At 73.9% G+C, this 18907-nt stretch carries 21 protein-coding genes and 1 riboswitch; of the genes, 12 read left to right on the top strand and 9 right to left on the bottom strand.

What is annotated here, in order from left to right:
* Positions 1–67 precede the first annotated feature (67 nt).
* Positions 68–880 (top strand): alpha/beta fold hydrolase, encoded by an 813-nt coding sequence (locus B9W62_RS02395; RefSeq protein WP_087804698.1) that lies wholly within the window; start codon positions 68–70, stop codon positions 878–880.
* 208 nt (positions 881–1088) lie between these two features.
* Entirely contained in the window at positions 1089–1544 is a 456-nt protein-coding gene (locus B9W62_RS02400; protein WP_087804699.1) for a flavodoxin family protein, read from the top strand.
* Positions 1545–1589: 45 nt separating this feature from the next.
* On the opposite strand, the gene B9W62_RS02405 is transcribed toward B9W62_RS02400, so the two are convergent.
* The 6 genes from B9W62_RS02405 to B9W62_RS02430 all read right to left on the bottom strand — a co-directional run bounded on the left by B9W62_RS02405 (position 1590) and on the right by B9W62_RS02430 (position 7119).
* Entirely contained in the window at positions 1590–2360 is a 771-nt protein-coding gene (locus tag B9W62_RS02405) for an ABC transporter ATP-binding protein (protein WP_087804701.1), read from the bottom strand.
* Complete coding sequence (locus B9W62_RS02410) at positions 2357–3433, bottom strand: FecCD family ABC transporter permease (protein WP_087804703.1); 1077 nt, start codon at positions 3431–3433, stop codon at positions 2357–2359. The genes B9W62_RS02405 and B9W62_RS02410 overlap by 4 nt, the downstream gene beginning before the upstream one ends.
* Positions 3430–4497, bottom strand: a complete 1068-nt coding sequence (locus B9W62_RS02415; RefSeq protein WP_373433659.1) for an ABC transporter substrate-binding protein — start codon at positions 4495–4497, stop codon at positions 3430–3432. The genes B9W62_RS02410 and B9W62_RS02415 overlap by 4 nt, the downstream gene beginning before the upstream one ends.
* Before the next feature lie 62 nt (positions 4498–4559).
* A riboswitch (cobalamin riboswitch) is annotated at positions 4560–4746 on the bottom strand.
* An 81-nt stretch (positions 4747–4827) separates the two neighbouring features.
* A complete protein-coding gene (locus B9W62_RS02420; RefSeq protein WP_087804706.1) occupies positions 4828–5487 on the bottom strand; it encodes a fasciclin domain-containing protein in 660 nt (219 codons plus the stop codon).
* A 264-nt stretch (positions 5488–5751) separates the two neighbouring features.
* The gene (locus B9W62_RS02425) at positions 5752–6684 is read right to left on the bottom strand and encodes a M56 family metallopeptidase (protein ID WP_087804708.1); all 933 of its coding nucleotides are present in this window, start codon (positions 6682–6684) and stop codon (positions 5752–5754) included.
* 6 nt (positions 6685–6690) lie between these two features.
* A complete protein-coding gene (locus tag B9W62_RS02430; protein WP_087804710.1) occupies positions 6691–7119 on the bottom strand; it encodes a BlaI/MecI/CopY family transcriptional regulator in 429 nt (142 codons plus the stop codon).
* A gap of 81 nt (positions 7120–7200) precedes the next feature.
* Here B9W62_RS02430 and B9W62_RS02435 point away from each other — a divergent pair, with 81 nt between their 5' ends.
* Complete coding sequence (locus tag B9W62_RS02435) at positions 7201–7776, top strand: TerD family protein (RefSeq protein WP_087804712.1); 576 nt, start codon at positions 7201–7203, stop codon at positions 7774–7776.
* Between the two features lie 55 nt (positions 7777–7831).
* Here the strand turns inward: B9W62_RS02435 and B9W62_RS02440 are convergent, their stop codons facing one another.
* The 3 genes from B9W62_RS02440 to B9W62_RS02450 all read right to left on the bottom strand — a co-directional run bounded on the left by B9W62_RS02440 (position 7832) and on the right by B9W62_RS02450 (position 12975).
* Positions 7832–9520 carry a tetratricopeptide repeat protein gene (locus B9W62_RS02440; protein ID WP_087804715.1) on the bottom strand — a complete coding sequence of 563 codons (1689 nt, stop codon included), beginning with the start codon at positions 9518–9520 and terminating at the stop codon, positions 7832–7834.
* A gap of 208 nt (positions 9521–9728) precedes the next feature.
* The gene (locus tag B9W62_RS02445; protein ID WP_087811701.1) at positions 9729–11852 is read right to left on the bottom strand and encodes a DUF1996 domain-containing protein; all 2124 of its coding nucleotides are present in this window, start codon (positions 11850–11852) and stop codon (positions 9729–9731) included.
* A 109-nt stretch (positions 11853–11961) separates the two neighbouring features.
* On the bottom strand, positions 11962–12975 hold the full coding sequence (locus B9W62_RS02450; protein WP_087804717.1) for a zinc-binding dehydrogenase: 1014 nt from the start codon (positions 12973–12975) through the stop codon (positions 11962–11964).
* Between the two features lie 113 nt (positions 12976–13088).
* Here B9W62_RS02450 and B9W62_RS02455 point away from each other — a divergent pair, with 113 nt between their 5' ends.
* The 9 genes from B9W62_RS02455 to B9W62_RS02495 all read left to right on the top strand — a co-directional run bounded on the left by B9W62_RS02455 (position 13089) and on the right by B9W62_RS02495 (position 18895).
* Positions 13089–13673: a TetR/AcrR family transcriptional regulator gene (locus tag B9W62_RS02455; RefSeq protein ID WP_087804719.1), complete on the top strand. Its 585-nt coding sequence runs from the start codon at positions 13089–13091 to the stop codon at positions 13671–13673.
* 94 nt (positions 13674–13767) lie between these two features.
* Positions 13768–14571, top strand: a complete 804-nt coding sequence (locus B9W62_RS02460; protein ID WP_087804721.1) for an SDR family NAD(P)-dependent oxidoreductase — start codon at positions 13768–13770, stop codon at positions 14569–14571.
* A 111-nt stretch (positions 14572–14682) separates the two neighbouring features.
* Positions 14683–15336, top strand: a complete 654-nt coding sequence (locus tag B9W62_RS02465; protein WP_087804724.1) for a class I SAM-dependent methyltransferase — start codon at positions 14683–14685, stop codon at positions 15334–15336.
* A gap of 42 nt (positions 15337–15378) precedes the next feature.
* The gene (locus tag B9W62_RS02470; RefSeq protein ID WP_087804726.1) at positions 15379–15696 is read left to right on the top strand and encodes a gas vesicle protein GvpO; all 318 of its coding nucleotides are present in this window, start codon (positions 15379–15381) and stop codon (positions 15694–15696) included.
* Between the two features lie 36 nt (positions 15697–15732).
* Complete coding sequence (locus B9W62_RS02475) at positions 15733–16260, top strand: gas vesicle structural protein GvpA (RefSeq protein WP_087804728.1); 528 nt, start codon at positions 15733–15735, stop codon at positions 16258–16260.
* Entirely contained in the window at positions 16257–17051 is a 795-nt protein-coding gene (locus B9W62_RS02480) for a GvpL/GvpF family gas vesicle protein (RefSeq protein ID WP_087804730.1), read from the top strand. The genes B9W62_RS02475 and B9W62_RS02480 overlap by 4 nt, the downstream gene beginning before the upstream one ends.
* Before the next feature lie 4 nt (positions 17052–17055).
* A complete protein-coding gene (locus B9W62_RS02485; RefSeq protein WP_087804732.1) occupies positions 17056–17334 on the top strand; it encodes a gas vesicle protein GvpG in 279 nt (92 codons plus the stop codon).
* Positions 17331–17918 (top strand): hypothetical protein, encoded by a 588-nt coding sequence (locus B9W62_RS02490; RefSeq protein WP_087804734.1) that lies wholly within the window; start codon positions 17331–17333, stop codon positions 17916–17918. The genes B9W62_RS02485 and B9W62_RS02490 overlap by 4 nt, the downstream gene beginning before the upstream one ends.
* Complete coding sequence (locus B9W62_RS02495) at positions 17915–18895, top strand: SRPBCC family protein (protein WP_087804736.1); 981 nt, start codon at positions 17915–17917, stop codon at positions 18893–18895. The genes B9W62_RS02490 and B9W62_RS02495 overlap by 4 nt, the downstream gene beginning before the upstream one ends.
* Positions 18896–18907 lie beyond the last annotated feature (12 nt).

Below are 18907 nucleotides of genomic sequence, written 5' to 3' on the forward strand. Positions count from 1 at the left end.
GGGGGCGGCACGGCAACGGATCACTAATTGCGGGGAGAAACAGGGACGCGGAGGGAAAGGGGTCGGCATGGGCACGGAGGACGATCCGTCGAGGGACGGCGCACTGCGGGTGCGGCGGCGTCCGCCGCGGACGCGCGCGGCCGTGCTGGTGCTGCACGGCGGCCGCGCGGAGAGCCGCAGCACGGCGCGCCCCTGGCAGCTCGCGGCGCTGCGGATGCACCCGTTCCTGCGGGCGCTGGAGGCGGCCACCGGCCGCGACGACGTGCTCCTCGGCCGGGTCCGCTACCGCCACCGCGGCTGGAACGGTGCCGCCGAGGACCCCCTGCGGGACGCCCGGCGGGCCCTCGCCGAGCTGCACGGCCTCGTCGGCGACGTACCGGTGGTGCTGCTCGGCCACTCCATGGGCGGCCGGGCGGCCCTGCGCGCGGCGGACGCCGACGGGGTGCGCGGTGTGGTGGCGCTGGCGCCCTGGTGCCCGCCGGGCGAGCCGGTCGCCCAGCTCCGCGACCGGGCCCTTCTCGTCGTGCACGGCAGCCGGGACCGCGTCACCGACCCCGGCGAGTCGGCCGGGTACGTTTCCCGCGCCCGCGCTGCCGGGGCCCGGGCGGGCATGCTGCTGCTGGAGAACGGCGACCACGCGATGCTCCGCCACCACGCCCGCTGGCACCGCACGGCGACCGCGGCGGTGGCCCATCTGCTCGCGCCAGAAGCGGCGCCCTCCGAGCTGTTCGCCCGGGCCTTCGCGGCGGCCGGGCCGACGGTGTTGCGGTCGGCGGCGCCCGCCTCGTCCGACGCGGCACCCGGGCCGGTGCGGGAGCCCGGCCACCGGCCGGGCGGAGACGTCGATGGTGCGGCGAGGAGTCGCGGACCGGGTGGGTGACGACGACGTCTCCGGGTGAGACCCGGTTCAGACGGGCCGCAGCGGGCGGTCCCCGCGCGAGATCGGCGTGGAGCGCCGGCCGCGGCCGGCCGGCGGCGAGCCGACGGAGACGGGGCGCCCGAGGAGTGGGCCGCCGACGGGGGGCGGACGTTCCGGGTGGCGTGGTGTCCGTTTGCGGTGGGCGGGTGCCGGGCGGCAGGCTGCCGGTGTGGCCACTTTGCTGATCGTGCATCACACGCCGTCGCCGAACTGCCAGGCGATGCTGGAGTCCGTCGTGTCCGGGGCGACCGCGCCCGAGATCGAAGGGGTGCGGGTCGTCCGGCGTGCGGCGCTGGCGGCCACGGCCGTCGACGTGCTGGAGGCCGACGGGTACGTGCTGGGCACCCCGGCCAACCTGGGGTACATGTCCGGTGCGCTCAAGCACTTCTTCGACCAGGTCTACTACCCGTGCCTGGACGCGACGCGCGGCCGCCCCTTCGGTTACTACGTGCACGGGGGCAGCGACACCACGGGCGCGGTGCGCGGCATCGAGTCGGTCACGACCGGACTCGGCTGGCAGCGCGCGGCGCCCGCGGTGAACGTGACCGGTGAGCCCGGCAAGGCCGGCCTGGAGGCCTGCTGGGAGCTGGGGGCCACGCTCGCCGCCGGTCTGATGGACGACTGAGCACGCACCCGTGAGCACGCACCGGGCGGCCGCTCGCACCCGTGCCTAGGGCAGTGTGCCCAGGAAGCGCACGTGCGGGCGGCCGGCCGGGCCGGTGGGCGTGATCTCGGCGTCGACCCGGTAGACCTTCGCGACCAGCTCGGTGGTCAGGACCTCCGTGGGTGCGCCGCGGGCCACGACCCGTCCCTCGGCGAGGACGACGAGGTGGTCGCAGTACATCGCGGCGAGGTTGAGGTCGTGCAGGGCGACCACGCTGGTGACCGGCAGGGCGGCGACGAGTGCCAGCACGTCCAGCTGGTGCTGGATGTCGAGGTGGTTGGTCGGCTCGTCGAGCAGGAGTTCGCGCGGTTCCTGGGCGAGGGCGCGGGCGATCTGCACGCGCTGGCGTTCGCCGCCGGAGAGCGTGTGCCACAGCCGGTCGGCCCGACCGGTCAGTCCGGTGCGCTCCAGTGCGTCCGCGACCGCCTCCTCGTCGGCCGCCGACTCCGGTGTCCAGGCGCGGCGGTGCGGGATGCGGCCGAGCCGGACGACCTCCTGGACCGTCAGTTCCACCTGGGTTTCCGTCTGCTGCTCGACCACGGCCACGCGCCGGGCGACGTCCCGGCGGCCCACCCGGTCCAGCGGGCGTCCGTCCAGGGTGACGAGGCCCGAGGACGGGGCGAGTACGCCGGCGAGCAGCCGCAACAGGGTGGACTTGCCGGAGCCGTTGGGGCCGAGCAGGCCCGTCGTGGCGCCGGTCCGCGGGCTCAGGTCGACGCCGTCCAGGACGAGCCGCCCCCCGGCGGCGCGGGAGACCCGCTCGGCGTTCAGCGTCACCGTGCCCTCCGGGTGCGGTACAGCACGAGCACGAAGGCCGGCACCCCGATCAGCGAGGTCACGACGCCCACCGGCACCTCCTGGGGGGCGAGGACGGTACGGGCCAGGGTGTCGACCCACACCAGGAACACGGCGCCGGCGAGGGCGCAGACCGGCAGCAGCCGGGCATGGCCGGGGCCGGTGAGCGCCCGTACCGCGTGCGGCAGTACCAGCCCGACGAAGCCGATCGCGCCGGCCGAGGCGACCAGGGCGGCGGTGAGCAGGGCGGTGGCGCACAGCAGCACCAGCCGGGTACGGGCCACGCGGACGCCGAGCGCGGCCGCCGCGTCCTGGCCGAAGGCGAAGGCGTCCAGCGTCCTGGCGTAGCCGAGGCACACGGCCAGGACCGGCACCAGGACGGCCGTGCCGGTCCGTACGTCGCTCCAGCCCGCGCCGCCGAGTGAGCCGAGCAGCCAGAACAGCACGCCGCGGGTGGTCTCGGCGTCGGCGGCGGTCATGACCACGAACGACGTGAGCGCGGAGAACAGCTGCATCGCCGCCACACCCGCGAGCACCACCCGGTCCGTGGTCCCGCCGAGGCTGTGGCTGAGCAGCATCACCAGCGCGAAGGAGCAGACCGCCCCGATGAACGCCCCGCCGGAAACGGACAGCGCGCCACCGCCCACGCCGAGGACGACGACCAGCACGGCGCCGGTCGAGGCGCCGGAGGAGACGCCGAGGACGAAGGGGTCGGCGAGCGGGTTGCGCAGCAGTGACTGGAGGACGGCCCCGCACACGGCGAGTCCGGCGCCGCACACCGCCGCGAGCAGGGTGCGGGGCAGGCGCAGGTCCCAGACGATGCCGTCGCGGATCGGCGAGACGCCCTCGGCGCCGGTGCCGGCACCGAGGTGGGCGGCGATCACGGACCACACGTCGGCGACGCCGATGTCGGCCGGGCCGATGGTCACGGCGACGGCCACGGAGGCGCACAGGGCGACGACTCCGGCCGCCGCCCACGCGAGGGGGGCGCGCCGGGACGCGCGTGGGCCGGAGACGGACGCCGGTGCCGCGGCCGTCCGGCTCGCGGACGTCACTTGGCGAGCCCGAACTCGCGCAGCGCCGCCGCCACCTGTTCCACGCCCTCGACGGTACGGATGGTGGGGTTCATGGCCTGTCCGCTGAGCAGCACGTAGCGCTTCTTCCGGACGGCGGTCATGTTCCTGGTCACGGGGTTGGACTCGAGGAACTCGATCTTCTTCGCCGCGGTCTCGGCCGTCTGGGACTTGCGGGTGAGGTCGCCGAGGACCAGGACGTCGGGGTCGCGGTCGGCGACGGTCTCCCAGCCGGCCTGCGGCCACTCCTCGTGGGTGTCGTCCATGGCGTTCTCGGCGCCGACCGCGCGGGTGATGACGCCGGGGGCGCCGCAGCAGCCCGCGAGGTAGGGCGAGGTGGAGTTGGCGAACCAGTACATGAGGGTGACGCCGGAGGCGTCGATGCCGGACGTCGCCCCGTCGACCCTGGACTCGAGGTCGGCGACGAGCTTCTCGCCGCGCTCCTCGACGTCGAAGAGGCGGGCCAGATCGCGGACTTCGCCGTAGACGGTGTCCATGGTGAGAGGCTCGCTCCGGACGCCGTCGCCGTCGCCGCTGTTGTCCTTGCCCGCGCAGTCGGACGGGGACAGGTAGGCCGGCACACCGAGTCGGGTGAACCGTTCGCGGGTGGCCACGCCGCCGGTGCCGAGCGTGGAGGCGAAGGAGGCGGCGACGAAGTCGGGTTCGGCGTCCAGGACCGTCTCGAGGGACGGCATGTCGTCGGCGAGCCGGGGGACTTCGGAGTTCGCCTTCTCCAGTCCCTTCATGACCGGGTCGGTCCAGGTGGCGGTGCCCGCCATGCGGTCGGCGAGGCCGAGTGAGAGCAGGATCTCCGTGGTGCCCTGGTTGAGGGAGACCGCCCGGCGCGGCGGCGCGGTGACCCGGACGTCGTGCCCGCAGTCCCGGACGGTGCGGGGATAACCGGCCGGGGCTGCCGCGTCGTCATTGGCCGCCCCGGAGCCGCACCCGGAGGCCAGCAGGGCGCCGGACAGGAGCAGGACGGGACCGCGCAGGGCACGGCGGGAAAGGAGGGGGCGGCGGGGGCCGACGGGACCTGCTGCGGACAAGGGGGATCCTCTGGCGTCGAGGGCTCATGCGCGAAGCCCGTCCGTACGATGCGGCCCGCGCCGCACGCGGCGCGGGTGCCAGCAGGTCTTCGGACTCGGGTTCGACCGGACGGAACGCCTTCCCGGACGGCGTACGCCGCCCAGTGGCCCGTGTTCCGCCCGTCCCCCTCACCGCTGCGCGTCAGTTCCGGATTCGCACCGGATTCCCTGACCCACCAGGTGGGTTCGACTGGCTTGCGCAAGCTACCACAGGGGCACCGCCCCGCCGGGGGGCGGGCCACTGCCCGACCCGCTCCCCCGGCCCCTCGGGCCGCCACGCCCGCCCGCGCGTCAGCTCTTCGGCATGAGGACGGTGTCGATGATGTAGACGTTGGCGTTGGCGGTCTTCACGTTGCCGCAGACGACCTTGGCCGAGTCGTTGACCTCGTAGGACTCGTCCGAACCCGAGGTGGTCAGCTTCGACTTCTGCAACGTGTCGAAGGAGCCGTTCTCCAGGTCCGCGGGCGCGAGCTTCTGGCCCACGACGTGGTAGGTCAGGATGTCGGTGAGCATCGCCTTGTCGGCCAGCACCTTGTCCAGGTCGGCCTTCGGGATCTTGGCGAAGGCGTCGTTGGTCGGCGCGAAGACGGTGATGTTCTCCGCGTTGTTGAGCGTGTCGACCAGACCGGCCTTCTGCACCGCGGACACCAGCGTGGACAGGGCCGGGTTGTTCGAGGCGGCCGTGGCGACGGGGTCCTTGGCCATGCCGTCGAACGAACCGGCGCCCTCCTTCGGCACCGTGGAGCAGGCCGGACCGAACGGCTCGTCGGAGCCCTCCATGCCGCCGGAGGTGTCGGCCGACTGGTCGTCGGTCGCCGCGGGGGCCGAGGAGGCGGCCTGCGCGGAGTCCGAGGAGCCGCTGTCGCCGTCGTCGGAACAGGCGGCCAGGGACAGGGGCAGGACGGCGGCCGCGACGACGGCGACGGCGGAGCGGCGGATACGGGCGTTCATGGAGAATCTCCCTGAAAACGGGCAGCTCAAAGGCTGCGTTCGGTACGGAGGTCGGTGCGCGTGGTGCGCGGTGGTCGGTGCTGGATCGATGTGGTGTGCGGCGGTCCGCCGAGTACGCGGCGCCGTGGTGCGGTGGCCGGCCGACCCGGGTCCGGAGTCGGCCGCCGGTTCACTCTCGGCGTGGTCTCGGTTCTCGCCTCACACGGGGAATCCGGAGCCGCCCCGGCCCCGGATTGGTGACTCACCCGATCGAGTGAGGGAGTCTCACAGCGGCGTCGCGGTCCGGAGGATGAGGAACATCGTCACGGCGGCGTCCGCGGACGACATCGCCGAGACGGCGGTGCCCGCCGCCGCGCCCCAGGCGGCCAGGCCCACCGAGGTGAACACCGGGGGCCAGGTGCGGACCGCGGGGGCGGGGCCGAGCAGGGCGGCCACCCGGCGCGGCACCGGACCGGGCGCCGCGAGTCCGGCGAGGGTGCTGACGGGAGTGCCGCGGGAGACCAGGGCCGCCTTGCCGATCGCCGTCGCGACCGTCCGCCGGTCGCCGACCGTGCGGGCGGCGGTCTCGTCCGCCCACCGCTCCGCCGTGTAGGCGACGGCGGTTCTCAGCGGGCGCAGGAACGGGTTGGCCAGTGCGGCGAGGCGGACGGCGAGCAGAAAGCGGTGGTGCCCGGCGGCGAGGTGGGCGCGCTCGTGGGCGAACAGGGCCCGCCGCTCACCCGGTTCGAGGCAGTCCAGCAGGGCCGTACTCACCACCACGCGGTCCCGGCGCCCACCGGGCAGCGCGTACGCGTAGGGCACGTCGTCCGGCAGTACGGCCACCCCGGTGCCGGGCAGCCCGGCCAGTGCCCGGTGGGCGCGGCGGCGCACCCTGCCGTGCCGCCACAGGGCCCGCGCCGAGGCCGCGACCACCGCACAGAGCGCGGGGATGGCCGCCTTGCCGACGATCTCGTCGTAGGGCACCGCCGCCCGGACCTCGGGGTCCGACCAGCCGTCGGGGAGCGGGTTGCCCGGGAGTTGGGCGGTGCCGACCACCATCACCAGGGCCAGGCACACGGTGCTGCACAGGGCCATCACGGCGGCGACGGCGGTGAGCAGCCTGGTCGCGGTCCGCGGGTGCAGGTGCTGCTCGGCGAGCCTGGCGATCGGCCATGCCGTCAGCGGCAGGACCAGGGGCAGGAAGACGAAGACCCCCATGCGGTGTCAGCCGTCCTCCGCGGCGCGCGCGTGCCCGAGCAGTTCGCGCAGCAGCCGCTCGTCGTCGGGGTCGAGGCCGGTGACGAAGCTGGCCAGTACCGCTTCGCGGTCGCTCTCGGCGTCCAGCACCTTGCGCATCTTGCGTGCGGCCAGGCCCGCCTGGTCCGAGGCGGGCGTCCAGGCGAAGGACCGGCCCGCGCGCTCACGGCTGACGGCGCCCTTCTCGAGGAGCCGGGTCAGGATGGTGATCACCGTGGTGTAGGCGAGGTCTCCGCCGAGGCGCTCCTGCACCCAGCCGGCCGTCGCGGGGCCGTCCGCCTCGCGCAGCGCGGACAGCACCAGCGCCTCCAGCTCGCCCTGGCCCCGCCGCCGCGGACGCCGGTCATCCGTCACGGCCCGCCTCCTTCCGCCGCCGATCCTCTTCCGGTGCGACATCGTATAGAAAGCCTTCTTCTACAGTGTTGTAGATTGTCGGGAGGTACCCGGAACACAACGAACGCGACGAAGGAGAACGCAGTGGGAGTTTCCCTGGCCAAGGGCGGCAACGTCTCGCTCAGCAAGGAGGCGCCCGGCCTGACCGCGGTGCTGGTCGGTCTGGGCTGGGACGTGCGCACCACGACCGGCACCGACTACGACCTCGACGCCTCCGCGCTGCTCCTCGACACGTCGGGCAAGGTGCTCTCGGACGGGCACTTCGTCTTCTACAACAACCTCACCAGCCCGGACGGCTCGGTCGAGCACACCGGTGACAACCTCACCGGCGAGGGCGAGGGCGACGACGAGGCGGTCAAGGTGAACCTGGCCGCGGTCCCGGGCGAGGTGGACCGGATCGTCTTCCCGGTGTCCATCCACGACGCGGAAAACCGGGGCCAGAGCTTCGGGCAGGTCCGCAACGCCTTCATCCGGGTCGTCAACCAGGCGAACGACCAGGAACTCGCCCGCTACGACCTGTCCGAGGACGCCTCGACCGAGACCGCGATGGTCTTCGGCGAGCTGTACCGGCACGGCGCCGAGTGGAAGTTCCGGGCGGTCGGGCAGGGGTACGCCTCGGGTCTCGCGGGCATCGCCGCGGACTTCGGCGTCAACGTCTGACGGCCGCCCGCCCGCCCCGGGCCCCATGACGGGCCCGGGGCGGGGCCCGGCGGAGTCAGTGGTCCGTGGCGCAGCAGCCGGGCCCGCCGCCGGTGGCCGCGGCGGTGCCGAGACGGCAGAAGCAGGACGCCTCTACCGGTACGTCCGCCAGCGCGGTGGCGAGCCTCAGCTGCCGGGCCACGATCCGCGCCTCCCCCGCCCTGCCCAGCCGCACCAGGCACTCGTGCAGTCCGTGCAGGGCCCAGACGTTGTTCGGGTGCTGGAGCGGGCGGGGCAGGGTGTCGTCCAGGCCCAGGTCGGCCCGGTAGACCGCCTCGGCCTCGGCGATCCGGCCCTGCTCCAGGAGCAGGGCACCGTAGGCGTGCCGGGTGGGCTGCATCCAGCCCCAGGGTTCGTCGTAGGGGAGGTGGTCGTCGAGCTCGATCGAGCGCTCCAGGGCGGCGAAGGCGGCGGCGTGGTCGCCCCTGCGGTACTCCAGTTCGCCGTCGAGCATGGCCGAGGCGATGGCGAGGAGGTCGGCGCAGGTGTTGTTGAAGAGCGTGCGGGACGCGGGCACCCGCTCGACCGCCGACCGGAACAGTTCGCGTTCGGTCTCGGCCTCCGCGACCCGGCCGGTGGCCGAGAGGGCGACACCGCGGGCGTAGTGCAGCATCGCGGTCGTCACGCAGTACAGCCCGGGGTCGGCCGGCCGGGGCAGGGCGAGGATCTCCGCCCAGCGGCCGAACCGGATCAGGACGTGCACCCGCATGGCCGGGAACGCCTCCAGCCAGTCGGCCATCGGCGGGCTCTCCACCCGCAGCAGTTCCTCGGGAACGGATGCCTCCAGGCGGGCCGCGGTGTCGAGCGCGACCTCGTACTGCCCCAGGAACATCGCCCCGTAGATCCTGAAGTGGTAGTTGTGGCAGCGGTAGAGCGTGTAGAAGTTCATCGCCCCCGACCGGGCGCGGTACTTCTCGTCGGCGGCGATCGCGGCCTCGTTGTCCGACACCACACGGCGGTAGTCGCCGCACAGCACTTCGAGGTGCGACGGCATGTGCAGCAGGTGCCCGGCGTCCGGGACCAGGCCGCGCAGCCGGTCGGCGACCGTGAGGGCGGCCTCGGGGGTGGGCGACATCTCCATCAGGTGGACGTAGAGGTGCAGGACACCGGGGTGGTCGCGGCCCCCGTCGGCGGCCAGGGCGCGGTCCAGCACCTCCTTCGCCGCCTGGGTGCGCGCGCCCACCGCGGGCAGCCCGGTGCGCAGGTCCCAGAGCTGCCAGGGGGTCAGGTTCATCAGGGCGTCCGCGTAGAGGGTGGCCACGTCCAGGTCGTCGGGGGCCAGTTCGTACACGGCGCGCATGCGGTCGGCGTACGGCGCGTTCCACACCGAGCAGTCCTCGACGGCGCTCGCCTGCGGGTAGCGGGCGCGCAGGGCGCCGATGAGGGCACGTTCGACCGGGGTGGCCCGGCCGGCCAGGGCGTGGGCGCGCTCGACGGCTGCGTGGGTGCGGTCGACGGTCCGGGTGAGCTCCTCGGCGTCGAAGGCCTCCCACGGCTTGTTGTAGTTGGGGCCGAGCGCGTAGGCGATGCCCCAGTGGGCCAGGGCGCAGTCCGGGTCCGCCGCGGCGGCGGCCTCGAAGCAGACGACCGCCTCCTCGTGGTGGAAGGCGTACGTCCACACCAGCCCACGGTCGAACCACCGCTGGGCCTCGGGCGACGAGGTCGTCACCGGGCGTCCGTGGCGACCCAGGTCGTAGTAGTCCATGAAGGGACGTATACCCCACCCGGGAACGGACGCGGAGCACTTCGGCAAACGGTCGCAGGACCGGTGTCCCCGCCGGACGCGGCGCTCCCGGCGGGGGCGGGGGGGGACGGGAGTGGCGCGGGTCAGCCGTGGCGTGTGCGCGGGGCTCGGCGCGGTGGTGGGCGGGGGAAGCCCCCGCCCACCACCTGTCACACCGGTGCCGCGGTCGTCACAGCGCGCGACGCCTGGACCGGAGCAGCAGCACGCATCCGCCGGCGAAGAGCACGCCGCCGACCGCCGCGGGCCACAGGCCGAGCCCGGAGCCCGTCTCGGCGAGCCCGCCCTGGGCCTGCGGCTGGGGCGCCGCCCCGGCGCCGGCACCGTTCTCGCCGACGCTCTCGTTGCCGTTGGCGTTGCCGTCGCCGTTCCCGGCCGCCTCGGGGGTGGCCGCGGCGCCGCTCACGTCGTCCGGGGTGTCGGCGGGTGTCGTGGCGGACCTGGGTTCGGCGCTCGCGGAGGCGTCGGCGTCCTGGCCCGCGGCCGGGGGCACGGGCTCGTTCCCGCCTGCCTGCTGGTCCTGGCCGTTCTGGCCGTCCTGGCCGTTCTCACCGTCCTGCCCGTCCTGCCCGTCCTGCCCGTTGTCCGCGGGGGCCGAGGCCGTGGCGGTCTGCTCGGCCGGAGGCTCGGTGTTCGCCCCGTCGTCGCCGGGCTGCTCCTCGCCATTGCCCCCGCCGGGCTGCTCCCCGTCGTTGCCGCCGGGCTGCTCCTCCCCCTGGCCCGGCTCGGACCCCGGGGGTGTGTCAGGACCGCACTCACGACCGGAGTTGATGCACTCGGCCATCTCGCGCATCAGGTCCTCGTCGAAGACGTTGATGAAGTCGCTGTGGTCGGTGACCGGTTTGTGCAGCTGCTCGGGGAAGGAGTCCACGGCGAACAGCGGTACGGTCCTGCCGCCGTCCTCCAGACTGGGTGCGGCCACGTCGTAGACGACCCGCTGGACCAGTCGCGGAACGGCCCGGAACCCCTCCGGGCAGCTGCCGTCGGCGGCGGCGAAGGCCATGTGGGTACGGTGGTTGGCGCTGTCGATGTTGCGGCCGTCCCAGCAGCTCTGGAAGGTGAAGGTGCGCACCACGTCACTGCCCGAGGGGCAGAGCGGGTACTTGTCCTTCAGTTGCCGGTCCTCGAAGCCGGTGCAGCTCCAGGAGGCGTTCGCGTTGGTGTTGCCGTTGACGAACGCCTTGGCGTCGCCGGTGATGATGCGCAGCAGCCGCGGCATCTCCGTGACCTTGCCGCGTTCGTTGCCCTCGAACGTGAGGGTGACCTCGGCCGGGGTGACGATCTCACCCGCGTTACCCTCGATGCCGCCGCCCGGTGACTGCGCGTCCTTTTCGACGCTGCCGTTCTGGAGCCTCAGCACGGGCCAGTAGTACGAGGACTTGTCACCCTGGTCGGCGCAGCTCGTCTCGGCGGCGGCCAGGTCCTCGTCGCTGGCGAAGGCGTCGTTGGCCTGGTTGCCGACGTAGTCGTGGAAGTGGTGGGCGCCGTTGCCGACGCCGGGGGCGGCGATCAGGTTGTCCGAGTTGAACAGGCCCTCGGCGTTGACGCCGCAGCTGGTGGCGAAGGAGCCGGTGGAGGCCTTCTTCTGCCGGGGCGCCCGCGAGACGTTGGGCTGGACGGACTCGATGTCGGCGTAGTCCGCCGCGACGGGGCCGTTGCCCGCCTGTCCGCCGTTGCCGGGCTGCTGCTGCCCGTCACCGGGCTGTTCACCCTTGCCTCTCTCGCCTCCCTCGTCTCCCTCGCCGCCTTCGCCGTCCTGCTGTCCCTGCCCGGGCTCCTGGCCCTGTTCCTGTCCCTGTTGGTCCGGGCTGCCGCTGCCCGCGTCCGCCGACGCGATCTCGGTGCGGCGCAGGGTGCACTCGGCCAGGGTGTCCAGGCCCTCGGGGCGGTCTCCGGCCTTGTCGACGGCGGCGGCGATGCGTTCGATCGTCGCAGCGCGTTCCTGCTTCAAGGGGTCGAGGATCGCCGCCTCGTCGAGGGTGCCGTCGTCGGCGGTGCGGGCGGCGTCCTGGAGAGCGCGGTAGGCGGCGGCGATCTGCTCGTCGAGGTGGGCGAGTTCGGTGTCGACCTCCGGCCTGGCCTGTTCGGGAACGGACGTGAGCCGTTCGGTCAGGTCGGGGCAGTCGACGGTGGCCGCGACTCCGGAACTGCCCAGGGGGACGGCCGCGTTGCCGGACTCCGTCGCGGAGGCGAAGACGTTCACGGCCACCAGGCCGCTGCCCCCCAGTATCAGTGCGACCGCTCCGAAGGTCGCGCGCCGCGCCCCGGTCGGGCGTCTGCGCCTGTTGTGTCCCAAGGCGTGCTCCTGTGTCGTGACGGACTCGGACATGAAATGCCCCCGGCTCCATACGGAACCGGGGGCCGGAGCGTTCAACCGCCGCTGGGATTCTCAGCTTTCCCTCATTTCACGGGCGCAGGACCAGCCGGATCGGGTCGCCCTCCTTCTTCTCCAGCCGGGCGACCGCTTCGGCGGCCTCGGCCAGCGGCAGCACCCCGCTGACGGAACCGGAGAAGTCCAGCCGCCCGCCCTGGATCAGCCGCAGGAGCTCGGGCAGGGCCACCGGCATGTCGGAGCCGTAGTGGCCGAGGATGCGCTGCTGGAGGTAGCTGAAGCGGGTCCCGTCCGTGACGGTGAGCGGCTTGTCGGTCAGGCCCACCAGGACCAGCCGCCCCTTGGGGGCGAGGACGGAGACCGCCTGCTCCCGCACGGGCGGCACGCCGGCGAAGTCGAAGGCGGCGGCGAGGCCGAGACCGCCGGTCGCCGCGCGGACCGTCCGGCGCAGCTCGGGGTCCGCGGAGTCCAGGGCCAGGTCGGCGCCGGCCGCCAGGGCGCGTTCGCGGGCCACCGGGTTCGGGTCGACGGCGACGACCGGGCAGGCGCCGATCGCCCGGAGCAGTTGCACGGCGTGGACGCCGAGGCCGCCGACGCCCCACACGCCGACCGCCTCGGCGGGCCGGACCGCCGCGGTCTCGGTGATCGCGCCCCACGGGGTGGACACGGCGTCCGGGATGATCGCCCCCTGCTCGAAGGGGATGGCATCGGGCAGCGGTGTCATGGCGTCGGCGGCGGACAGGGCGTACTCGGCCCAGCCGCCGTCGTAGTCGACGCCGCGGGTGTAGGTGACGCCGTCCCGCGACTCGCCCGCGTGCAGCACGACCCGCTGCCCGGGCGACCAGGCGGTGACGCCCGCCCCGGTCTCGGCGACGGTGCCCGAGACCTCGTGGCCGAGGGTGACGGTGTCGCCCTGGAGGAGCAGCGGGGTGAGGGTGCCGTCGATGAGATGCACGTCGGACAGGCACACGCCGGCCGCCTCGACCTTGACCAGCACCTCCCCCGGGCCGGGCTGCGGGCGGGGCACCTCTTCGAGCCGCAGGGTGCGGCTCGGGACGTGCAGGCGGGCGGCGAGCATCTGCGCCATGACAGGACCTCCTCAGTGCGGTGGCGACCCCGCGCGGCCCCCAGCGGTGCATCGCAGGTCGACTTGCGTTAACCGTACACCCAACGCAGGACGACTTGCTTTACGCTGGCCCGATGAACTCACCGGAACCCGTCGCCCCGCCCCTGCGCCGCCGCGGCGAGCGGATGCGGCGGGCCGTGCTGGCGGCCGCGGTGGAGCTGCTGTCGAGCCAGGGCCTGGCGGGCGCGACCGTCGGCGCCGTGGCCCGGGCCGCCGGGGTGCACGAGACCTCCGTGTACCGGCGGTGGGGGACGCGCGAGAACCTGATCCTGGACGCGCTGACCACGGAGCTGGACGCGGCGCTGCCGGTCCCGGACACCGGGCGGGTCCGGGAGGACCTGCTGGCGTTCTTCTGCGCCCTGGCCCGGCTCCTCGCCACCGCGCAGGGCCGGGCGCTGCTGCGGCTGAGCGTCGAGCGGGACGAGAGTCTGGAGGACCGGCGCGGCCCCTACTGGAGCGAGCGTCTGGACCGCGCCGTGGTGATGGTCCGGCGGGGAGTCGAGCGGGGCGAGCTGGCCGCGGACACCGATCCCGGGCTGCTGATCGAGGCGGTCAGCGGGCCGCTGTTCGTGCGGGTGCTGCTCAGCGGGGCGCCGCTGGACGACGTACTCGTCCACGGCCTGGTCGACCTGGCACTGGACGGGGCCCGCCCGCGGTAAGCCGTCCGGCCGCTGCCGGGCCGTGCGGTGAAGGGGCGGATCGGGGGAACCCGGCGGTCGTCAGGTGCGCGGGAGCGCCCAGGACGGAGGCACCATGGACGGCAGCAGGCCGCTCGCCCTGGTCACCGGGGCGTCCAGCGGCATCGGGTACGAGCTCGCCGCGTTGTTCGCGGAGCACGGGTACGACCTCGTGGTCAACGCCGAGGACGAACGGCTGGAGCATGCCGCCCGGCGGCTGCGGGAGACCGGCGTGGCGGTACGGGCGGTGCGCGCGGACCTGAGGACCGCGGAAGGCGTGGACCACCTGGTCGCCGCCCTGACCGGGCTCGCGGTGGACGTGGCGGCCCTCAACGCCGGGGTGGGGCAGGGCGGCGCCTTCGTCGACACCGACCTCGCGGACGACCAGGCCGTCATCGACCTGAACGTGACGTCCACCGTGCGGCTCACCAAGCCCCTGCTGCGGGACATGGTGGCGCGCGGGGTCGGGCGGCTCATGTTCACGTCCTCGGTCGCGGCGACGATGCCGGGCTCCTTCCAGTCGGTCTACAACGCGTCGAAGTCGTTCGTGCAGTCCTTCGCGCAGGCCCTCCAGGAGGAGGTCTCTGACACCGGCGTCACGGTCACCTCCTTCATGCCGGGGCCGACGGAGACCGACTTCTTCCGGCGGGCCGGCATGGCCGACACCAAGGTCGGCACCATGCCGAAGGACGACCCCGCCCAGGTGGCCCGGCAGGCGTTCGACGCCGTCATGAAGGGCCGCGGAAAGCTCGTCACCGGGTCGGCGAAGACCAAGGCCCAGGGCGTGGCGGACAAGGTGCTGCCGGACCGCGTCAAGGCGGCCGTACACCGCCGGATGGCCGAGCCGGGCTCGGCGCAGGACACCGACGCCGACCGCTGAGGCCTGCGCCGGGCCGCCGGCCGCTCCCGTCGCCCGGAGGGCCCCTTGTGGGTGGCCCGCTCCTGGTGGAACGATGCCCGGGCACCGGCTCACCGCACCGAAGGGACCGCCGTGACCGACGACCGGGGACGCCCGCGGGCCGCCGCCGCGTTCGACGCGCTGGGCGCCGAGTACGAGAAGGCGTTCGCCGGGTCGAAGACGCACCGCCACTCACTGGAGTGGCTGCTGGCGCGGCTCGCGCCGGGCAGCCGGGTGCTGGACGTGGGCAGCGGCACGGGCCGGCCCACCGCCGAGACACTCGCGAACGCCGGACACGAGGTGCTGGGCGTCGACATCTCCCCGGTCATGGTGGAGCTGGCCGCGCGGCAGGTGCCGGCCGCCGCCTTCCGGTGCGCCGACATCCGCGACGTACCGCTGGCGGACGCCTCCTTCGACGCCGTCTGCGTGTACTTCTCCCTGCTCCAGCTGGACCGGGCGGAGCAGACGGACCTCGTACGGCATCTGGTGCGGCTGCTGAGGCCGGGCGGCTACCTGGTCCTGGCCACCGTGCCGCTGGACGTGCAGGACGTCGACGCCACCTTCATGGGCCAGCCGGTGCGCGTGACCAGCTTTCCCGCACAGGACCTGATCGCCCTGGCAGAGGAGTCCGGCCTGGAGGTGCTGGCGCAGGAGGCGTCGATGTTCACCCCGGCCCACCCGGACGCCCGGCCCGAGCCGCACCTCTTCCTGCACTGCCGGCGCACGGGGCAGCCCCGGATGGGGTAACTGCGCACGCGGGGACCGGGCTCCCCCGGTCACAGTGGGCACATGACCGAACCTGGCGAGCGACGGCGCCGCACCACTTCCACGACCACGCGCGAGCGTGACGTGCGCGACGCCCGGGACGCCGCCCGGCGCGCCGCCGACGCCCTGTCCGAGCTGATCCGGCACCGCCTCGAAGGGGTTTCCGCGGTGTGCCGGAGCGAGGACGGCGGCTGGATCGTCCACGTGGACGTGCTGGAGGTGGCGCGCATCCCCGACACCACCAGTCTGCTCGCCACCTACCAGGTCGAGCTGGACCCGGCGGGCGACCTGGTCCAGTACCGCAGGATCGCGCGCTACCGGCGTGGTGCCCAGGACCAGTGAGCGGACCGTACGGCCCGCACCCGGAAGGACCCCCGCATGATCACCTACGACGACGAGGTCGTCTGCGCGCCCCGCGCCGGAACCCTCTACGACGTCCTCGAACTCATCCTCGACCGCGGCATGGTGATCGACGTCTTCGTGCGCGTCTCCCTGGTCGGTATCGAGATCCTCAAGGTGGACGCGCGCATCGTGGTCGCGAGCGTCGACACCTACCTCCGGTTCGCCGAGGCCTGCAACCGGCTGGACCTGGAGCACGACGTGCGGTCCAAGACCGTGCCCGAGATGTTCGGCAGCCCGGTCGCCAAGACCGTGGGCAAGGCCGGCGCGCGGCGCACGGCACGCTCTCTCACCGACAAGGTGCGCGACGTCCTCACGCCCGAGCACGAGCACGACCGCGAGGAGGAGGAGCCGGAGGAGGCGGAGTCCGAAGGCCGCCCCCGCGAACGCGCGCAGCGCACGAGGAACCCGCAGCGGCCCCGCGGCCGGACCGCCGCACGCCCCCGCGACGAGGACGACCGCCCCCGTTCCCGCCCCCGCCGGCGCACCGATGAGGAGGACCGATGACCGCGCCCGCCACCACCGCCACCACCGGCACCGCCGTCGGCCCCGACGCGGCGGCGCCTGCCCGCAAGGCCCTGTACGTGTACGGCATCGCCCCCGCCGAGGTCCGCACCCCCCGCTCCCCGGGCGTCGACGGCGCCCCGGTACGGCTGCTGACCGAGTCGGGACTGTGCGCCGCGGTGTCCGACGCGCCCCCGCGGCTGCGGCCCCGGCGCCGTGACCTGCTCGCCCACCAGGCCGTCCTGGACGAACTGGCGGCACAGGGACCGGTGCTGCCCATGCGGTTCGCGGTCCTCAGCCCGCGGCCCGACACCCTGCTCGCCCAACTCCACTCGGACTCCGCCCACTTGGTGGCGCAGCTCGACGGCGTGCGCGGGTGCGTGGAATTCAACGTCAAGGGGACGGTGGTGCCCGGCCACTTCGCCGATCTGGTGCGCCGGGACGACAAGTTGCGGAGCCTGGCTCTGCGGACCAGGCGCCGGCCGGACTACGAGGCCAACGTCCGGCTCGGTGACGCGATCGCCCTCGGCGTGCGCCGCGAGGCGCGGCGTGCGGCCCGGGAGGTCGTCGACCGGCTGGCACCGCTCGCCGTGCGGACGGTCCGGGGCGAGACCGACGACGAGCAGGTGCTCAGCGCGTCGTTCCTGCTGCACTCGGCCGACGAGACGCGGTTCCGGGAGGCGGTGGCGGCTCGGGCCCGGGACTGCGGGGACCGGCTGGCCCTCAGCGTGACCGGGCCGCTGCCCTGCTACAGCTTCGTGGACCCGAGCCCCGCGACACCGGCCGGCCGGTGACGGCATGGGCATCGTGAGCGGTCTCCTTCTGCTGCCCCTCGCACCGGTACGCGGTACGGCGTGGGTCGCCGACCACCTGCTCCAGGAGGCCCGGCGCCAGGCCCACGACCCGCGCGCCGTACAGGCGCGGCTGGCCGCACTCAACCGGGCCCTGGACGAGGGCACCGTCGACGAAGCGTCCTTCGAACGCGAGGAGGAGCGGCTGCTCACGCTCCTCGAACGCCCGGCCCGGCCCACCGGCCGCACGACCACCACGAATCCAGCGCGGAGACGACACGTATGAACGACAGCAGGACGGCCATGGCGGCTGCCGTGGCAGGCGGATACCTCCTGGGACGCACCAAGAAGGCCAAGCTCGCCTTCGCGGTCGGCTCCTACCTGGTGGGCCGACGCGTCGGCCTCTCCCCCGGCCAGGTGCTCGGCCAGGGACTGGGCAGCCTGCAACGGGCGCCCCAGTTCCAGGAGTTGAGCGACCAGGTCCGGGGCGAGCTGATGGCCGCCGGGCGCGCGGCCGTCACCGCCGCGGCGAACCGCCGCCTCACCGGCCTCGCGGACAGCCTCCGCGAGCGCACCGACGCGCTCGCCGGCGCGGGCCGACGGGACGACGGCCGCGACGACCACGACGGCTCCTGGGACGAGGACGCTCCGGACGAGGACGCCTACTTCGACGAAGAGGACCGGGAGCAGGACCGGGAGGAGGACCGGCGGCCCGCCGCGGCGCCGCCCCGGAAGACGGCCAAGAAGGCCGCGCCGCGCAAGGCCGCGCCACCGGCGAAGAAGACGGCGAAGAAGGCGGCCTCGAAGAAGGCCGTCCCGGCGAAGCGGGCGACGGGCCCGGGCGGCAGGCGTGGAGGTGGACGCGCATGACCCCGGACCGGCAGGGCGACGACGGACCGTCGCCCATCGGAGACCTCAAGGACGCGCTGGGCGGCTACCTCTCCGCCGCCGGGCACGGGCTCGTCGGCAGGGCGGGGGAACGGATCGGGTCCCTGACCGACCGCCTGACCGAGTCCGTCGACGGCGGGGGCTCGAAGGGGGGCGACGGCTCCGGGCGAGGCGGCGGCGGTTCCGGAAGCGGAGGTGGTTCCGCGAGCGGCGGTGGCTCCAAGAGCGGCGGTGGCAGCGTGAAGGCGACGCACATCATGGAGACCGTCGACATCGGCGTCCCCCTGCGCACCGTCTACGACCAGTGGACGCAGCTCCAGGACTTCAGCGGCTTCACCAAGGGCGTCCAGAGCGTCAGCCCCCATGACGAGGTGACCTCGGACTGGACCGCCAAGATCGCCTTCTCCAGCCGCAGCTGGAAGGCGACGGTCCAGGAGCAGATCCCCGACCAGCGGATCGCCTGGACCTCCGAGGGCGCCAAGGGCAGTGCCAACGGGGTGGTGACCTTCCACGAACTGGCGCCCCGGCTGACCCGGGTCGTCGTGGTCGTCGAGTACTACCCGGCGGGCTTCTTCGAGAAGACCGGGAATCTCTGGCGCGCCCAGGGACGCCGGCTGCGGCTGGACCTGAAGCACTTCGCGCGGCACGTGACCCTGCTGGACGCCGAGGAGGTCGAGGGCTGGCGCGGCGAGATCCGCGACGGCGAGGTGGTCAAGAGCCACGAGGACGCGTTGGAGGAGGAGCACGCCGCCGCCTCCGACGACGCCGAGAACGCCGAGAACACCGAGGACGACGACCGGTACGAGGACGAGGAGGACGAAGAGGAAGGTGAGTACGACGACGAGGAGGAGCCCTATGAGGACGAGGAATACGAAGACGACGAAGACGACGACGGGGACGACAGGGACGAAGAGGATGAAGGGGACGCGGACGACGCGCGTCGCCGCCCGCGTCGCTGACGCCGCCGGGAG

This window comes from Streptomyces sp. CS113, assembly GCF_002188365.1.
Taxonomy (GTDB): domain Bacteria; phylum Actinomycetota; class Actinomycetes; order Streptomycetales; family Streptomycetaceae; genus Streptomyces; species Streptomyces tendae.

Excerpts from the sequence above, each read along its gene's own strand:
- B9W62_RS02395 (WP_087804698.1), top strand. The coding sequence starts at position 68 with ATGGGCACGGAGGACGATCCGTCGAGGGACGGCGCACTGCGGGTGCGG.
- B9W62_RS02420 (WP_087804706.1), bottom strand. The coding sequence starts at position 5,487 with ATGAACGCCCGTATCCGCCGCTCCGCCGTCGCCGTCGTCGCGGCCGCC.
- B9W62_RS02425 (WP_087804708.1), bottom strand. The coding sequence starts at position 6,684 with ATGGGGGTCTTCGTCTTCCTGCCCCTGGTCCTGCCGCTGACGGCATGG.
- B9W62_RS02430 (WP_087804710.1), bottom strand. The coding sequence starts at position 7,119 with ATGTCGCACCGGAAGAGGATCGGCGGCGGAAGGAGGCGGGCCGTGACG.
- B9W62_RS02440 (WP_087804715.1), bottom strand. The coding sequence starts at position 9,520 with ATGGACTACTACGACCTGGGTCGCCACGGACGCCCGGTGACGACCTCG.
- B9W62_RS02450 (WP_087804717.1), bottom strand. The coding sequence starts at position 12,975 with ATGGCGCAGATGCTCGCCGCCCGCCTGCACGTCCCGAGCCGCACCCTG.
- B9W62_RS02455 (WP_087804719.1), top strand. The coding sequence starts at position 13,089 with ATGAACTCACCGGAACCCGTCGCCCCGCCCCTGCGCCGCCGCGGCGAG.
- B9W62_RS02460 (WP_087804721.1), top strand. The coding sequence starts at position 13,768 with ATGGACGGCAGCAGGCCGCTCGCCCTGGTCACCGGGGCGTCCAGCGGC.
- B9W62_RS02470 (WP_087804726.1), top strand. The coding sequence starts at position 15,379 with ATGACCGAACCTGGCGAGCGACGGCGCCGCACCACTTCCACGACCACG.
- B9W62_RS02475 (WP_087804728.1), top strand. The coding sequence starts at position 15,733 with ATGATCACCTACGACGACGAGGTCGTCTGCGCGCCCCGCGCCGGAACC.
- B9W62_RS02480 (WP_087804730.1), top strand. The coding sequence starts at position 16,257 with ATGACCGCGCCCGCCACCACCGCCACCACCGGCACCGCCGTCGGCCCC.
- B9W62_RS02485 (WP_087804732.1), top strand. The coding sequence starts at position 17,056 with ATGGGCATCGTGAGCGGTCTCCTTCTGCTGCCCCTCGCACCGGTACGC.
- B9W62_RS02490 (WP_087804734.1), top strand. The coding sequence starts at position 17,331 with ATGAACGACAGCAGGACGGCCATGGCGGCTGCCGTGGCAGGCGGATAC.
- B9W62_RS02495 (WP_087804736.1), top strand. The coding sequence starts at position 17,915 with ATGACCCCGGACCGGCAGGGCGACGACGGACCGTCGCCCATCGGAGAC.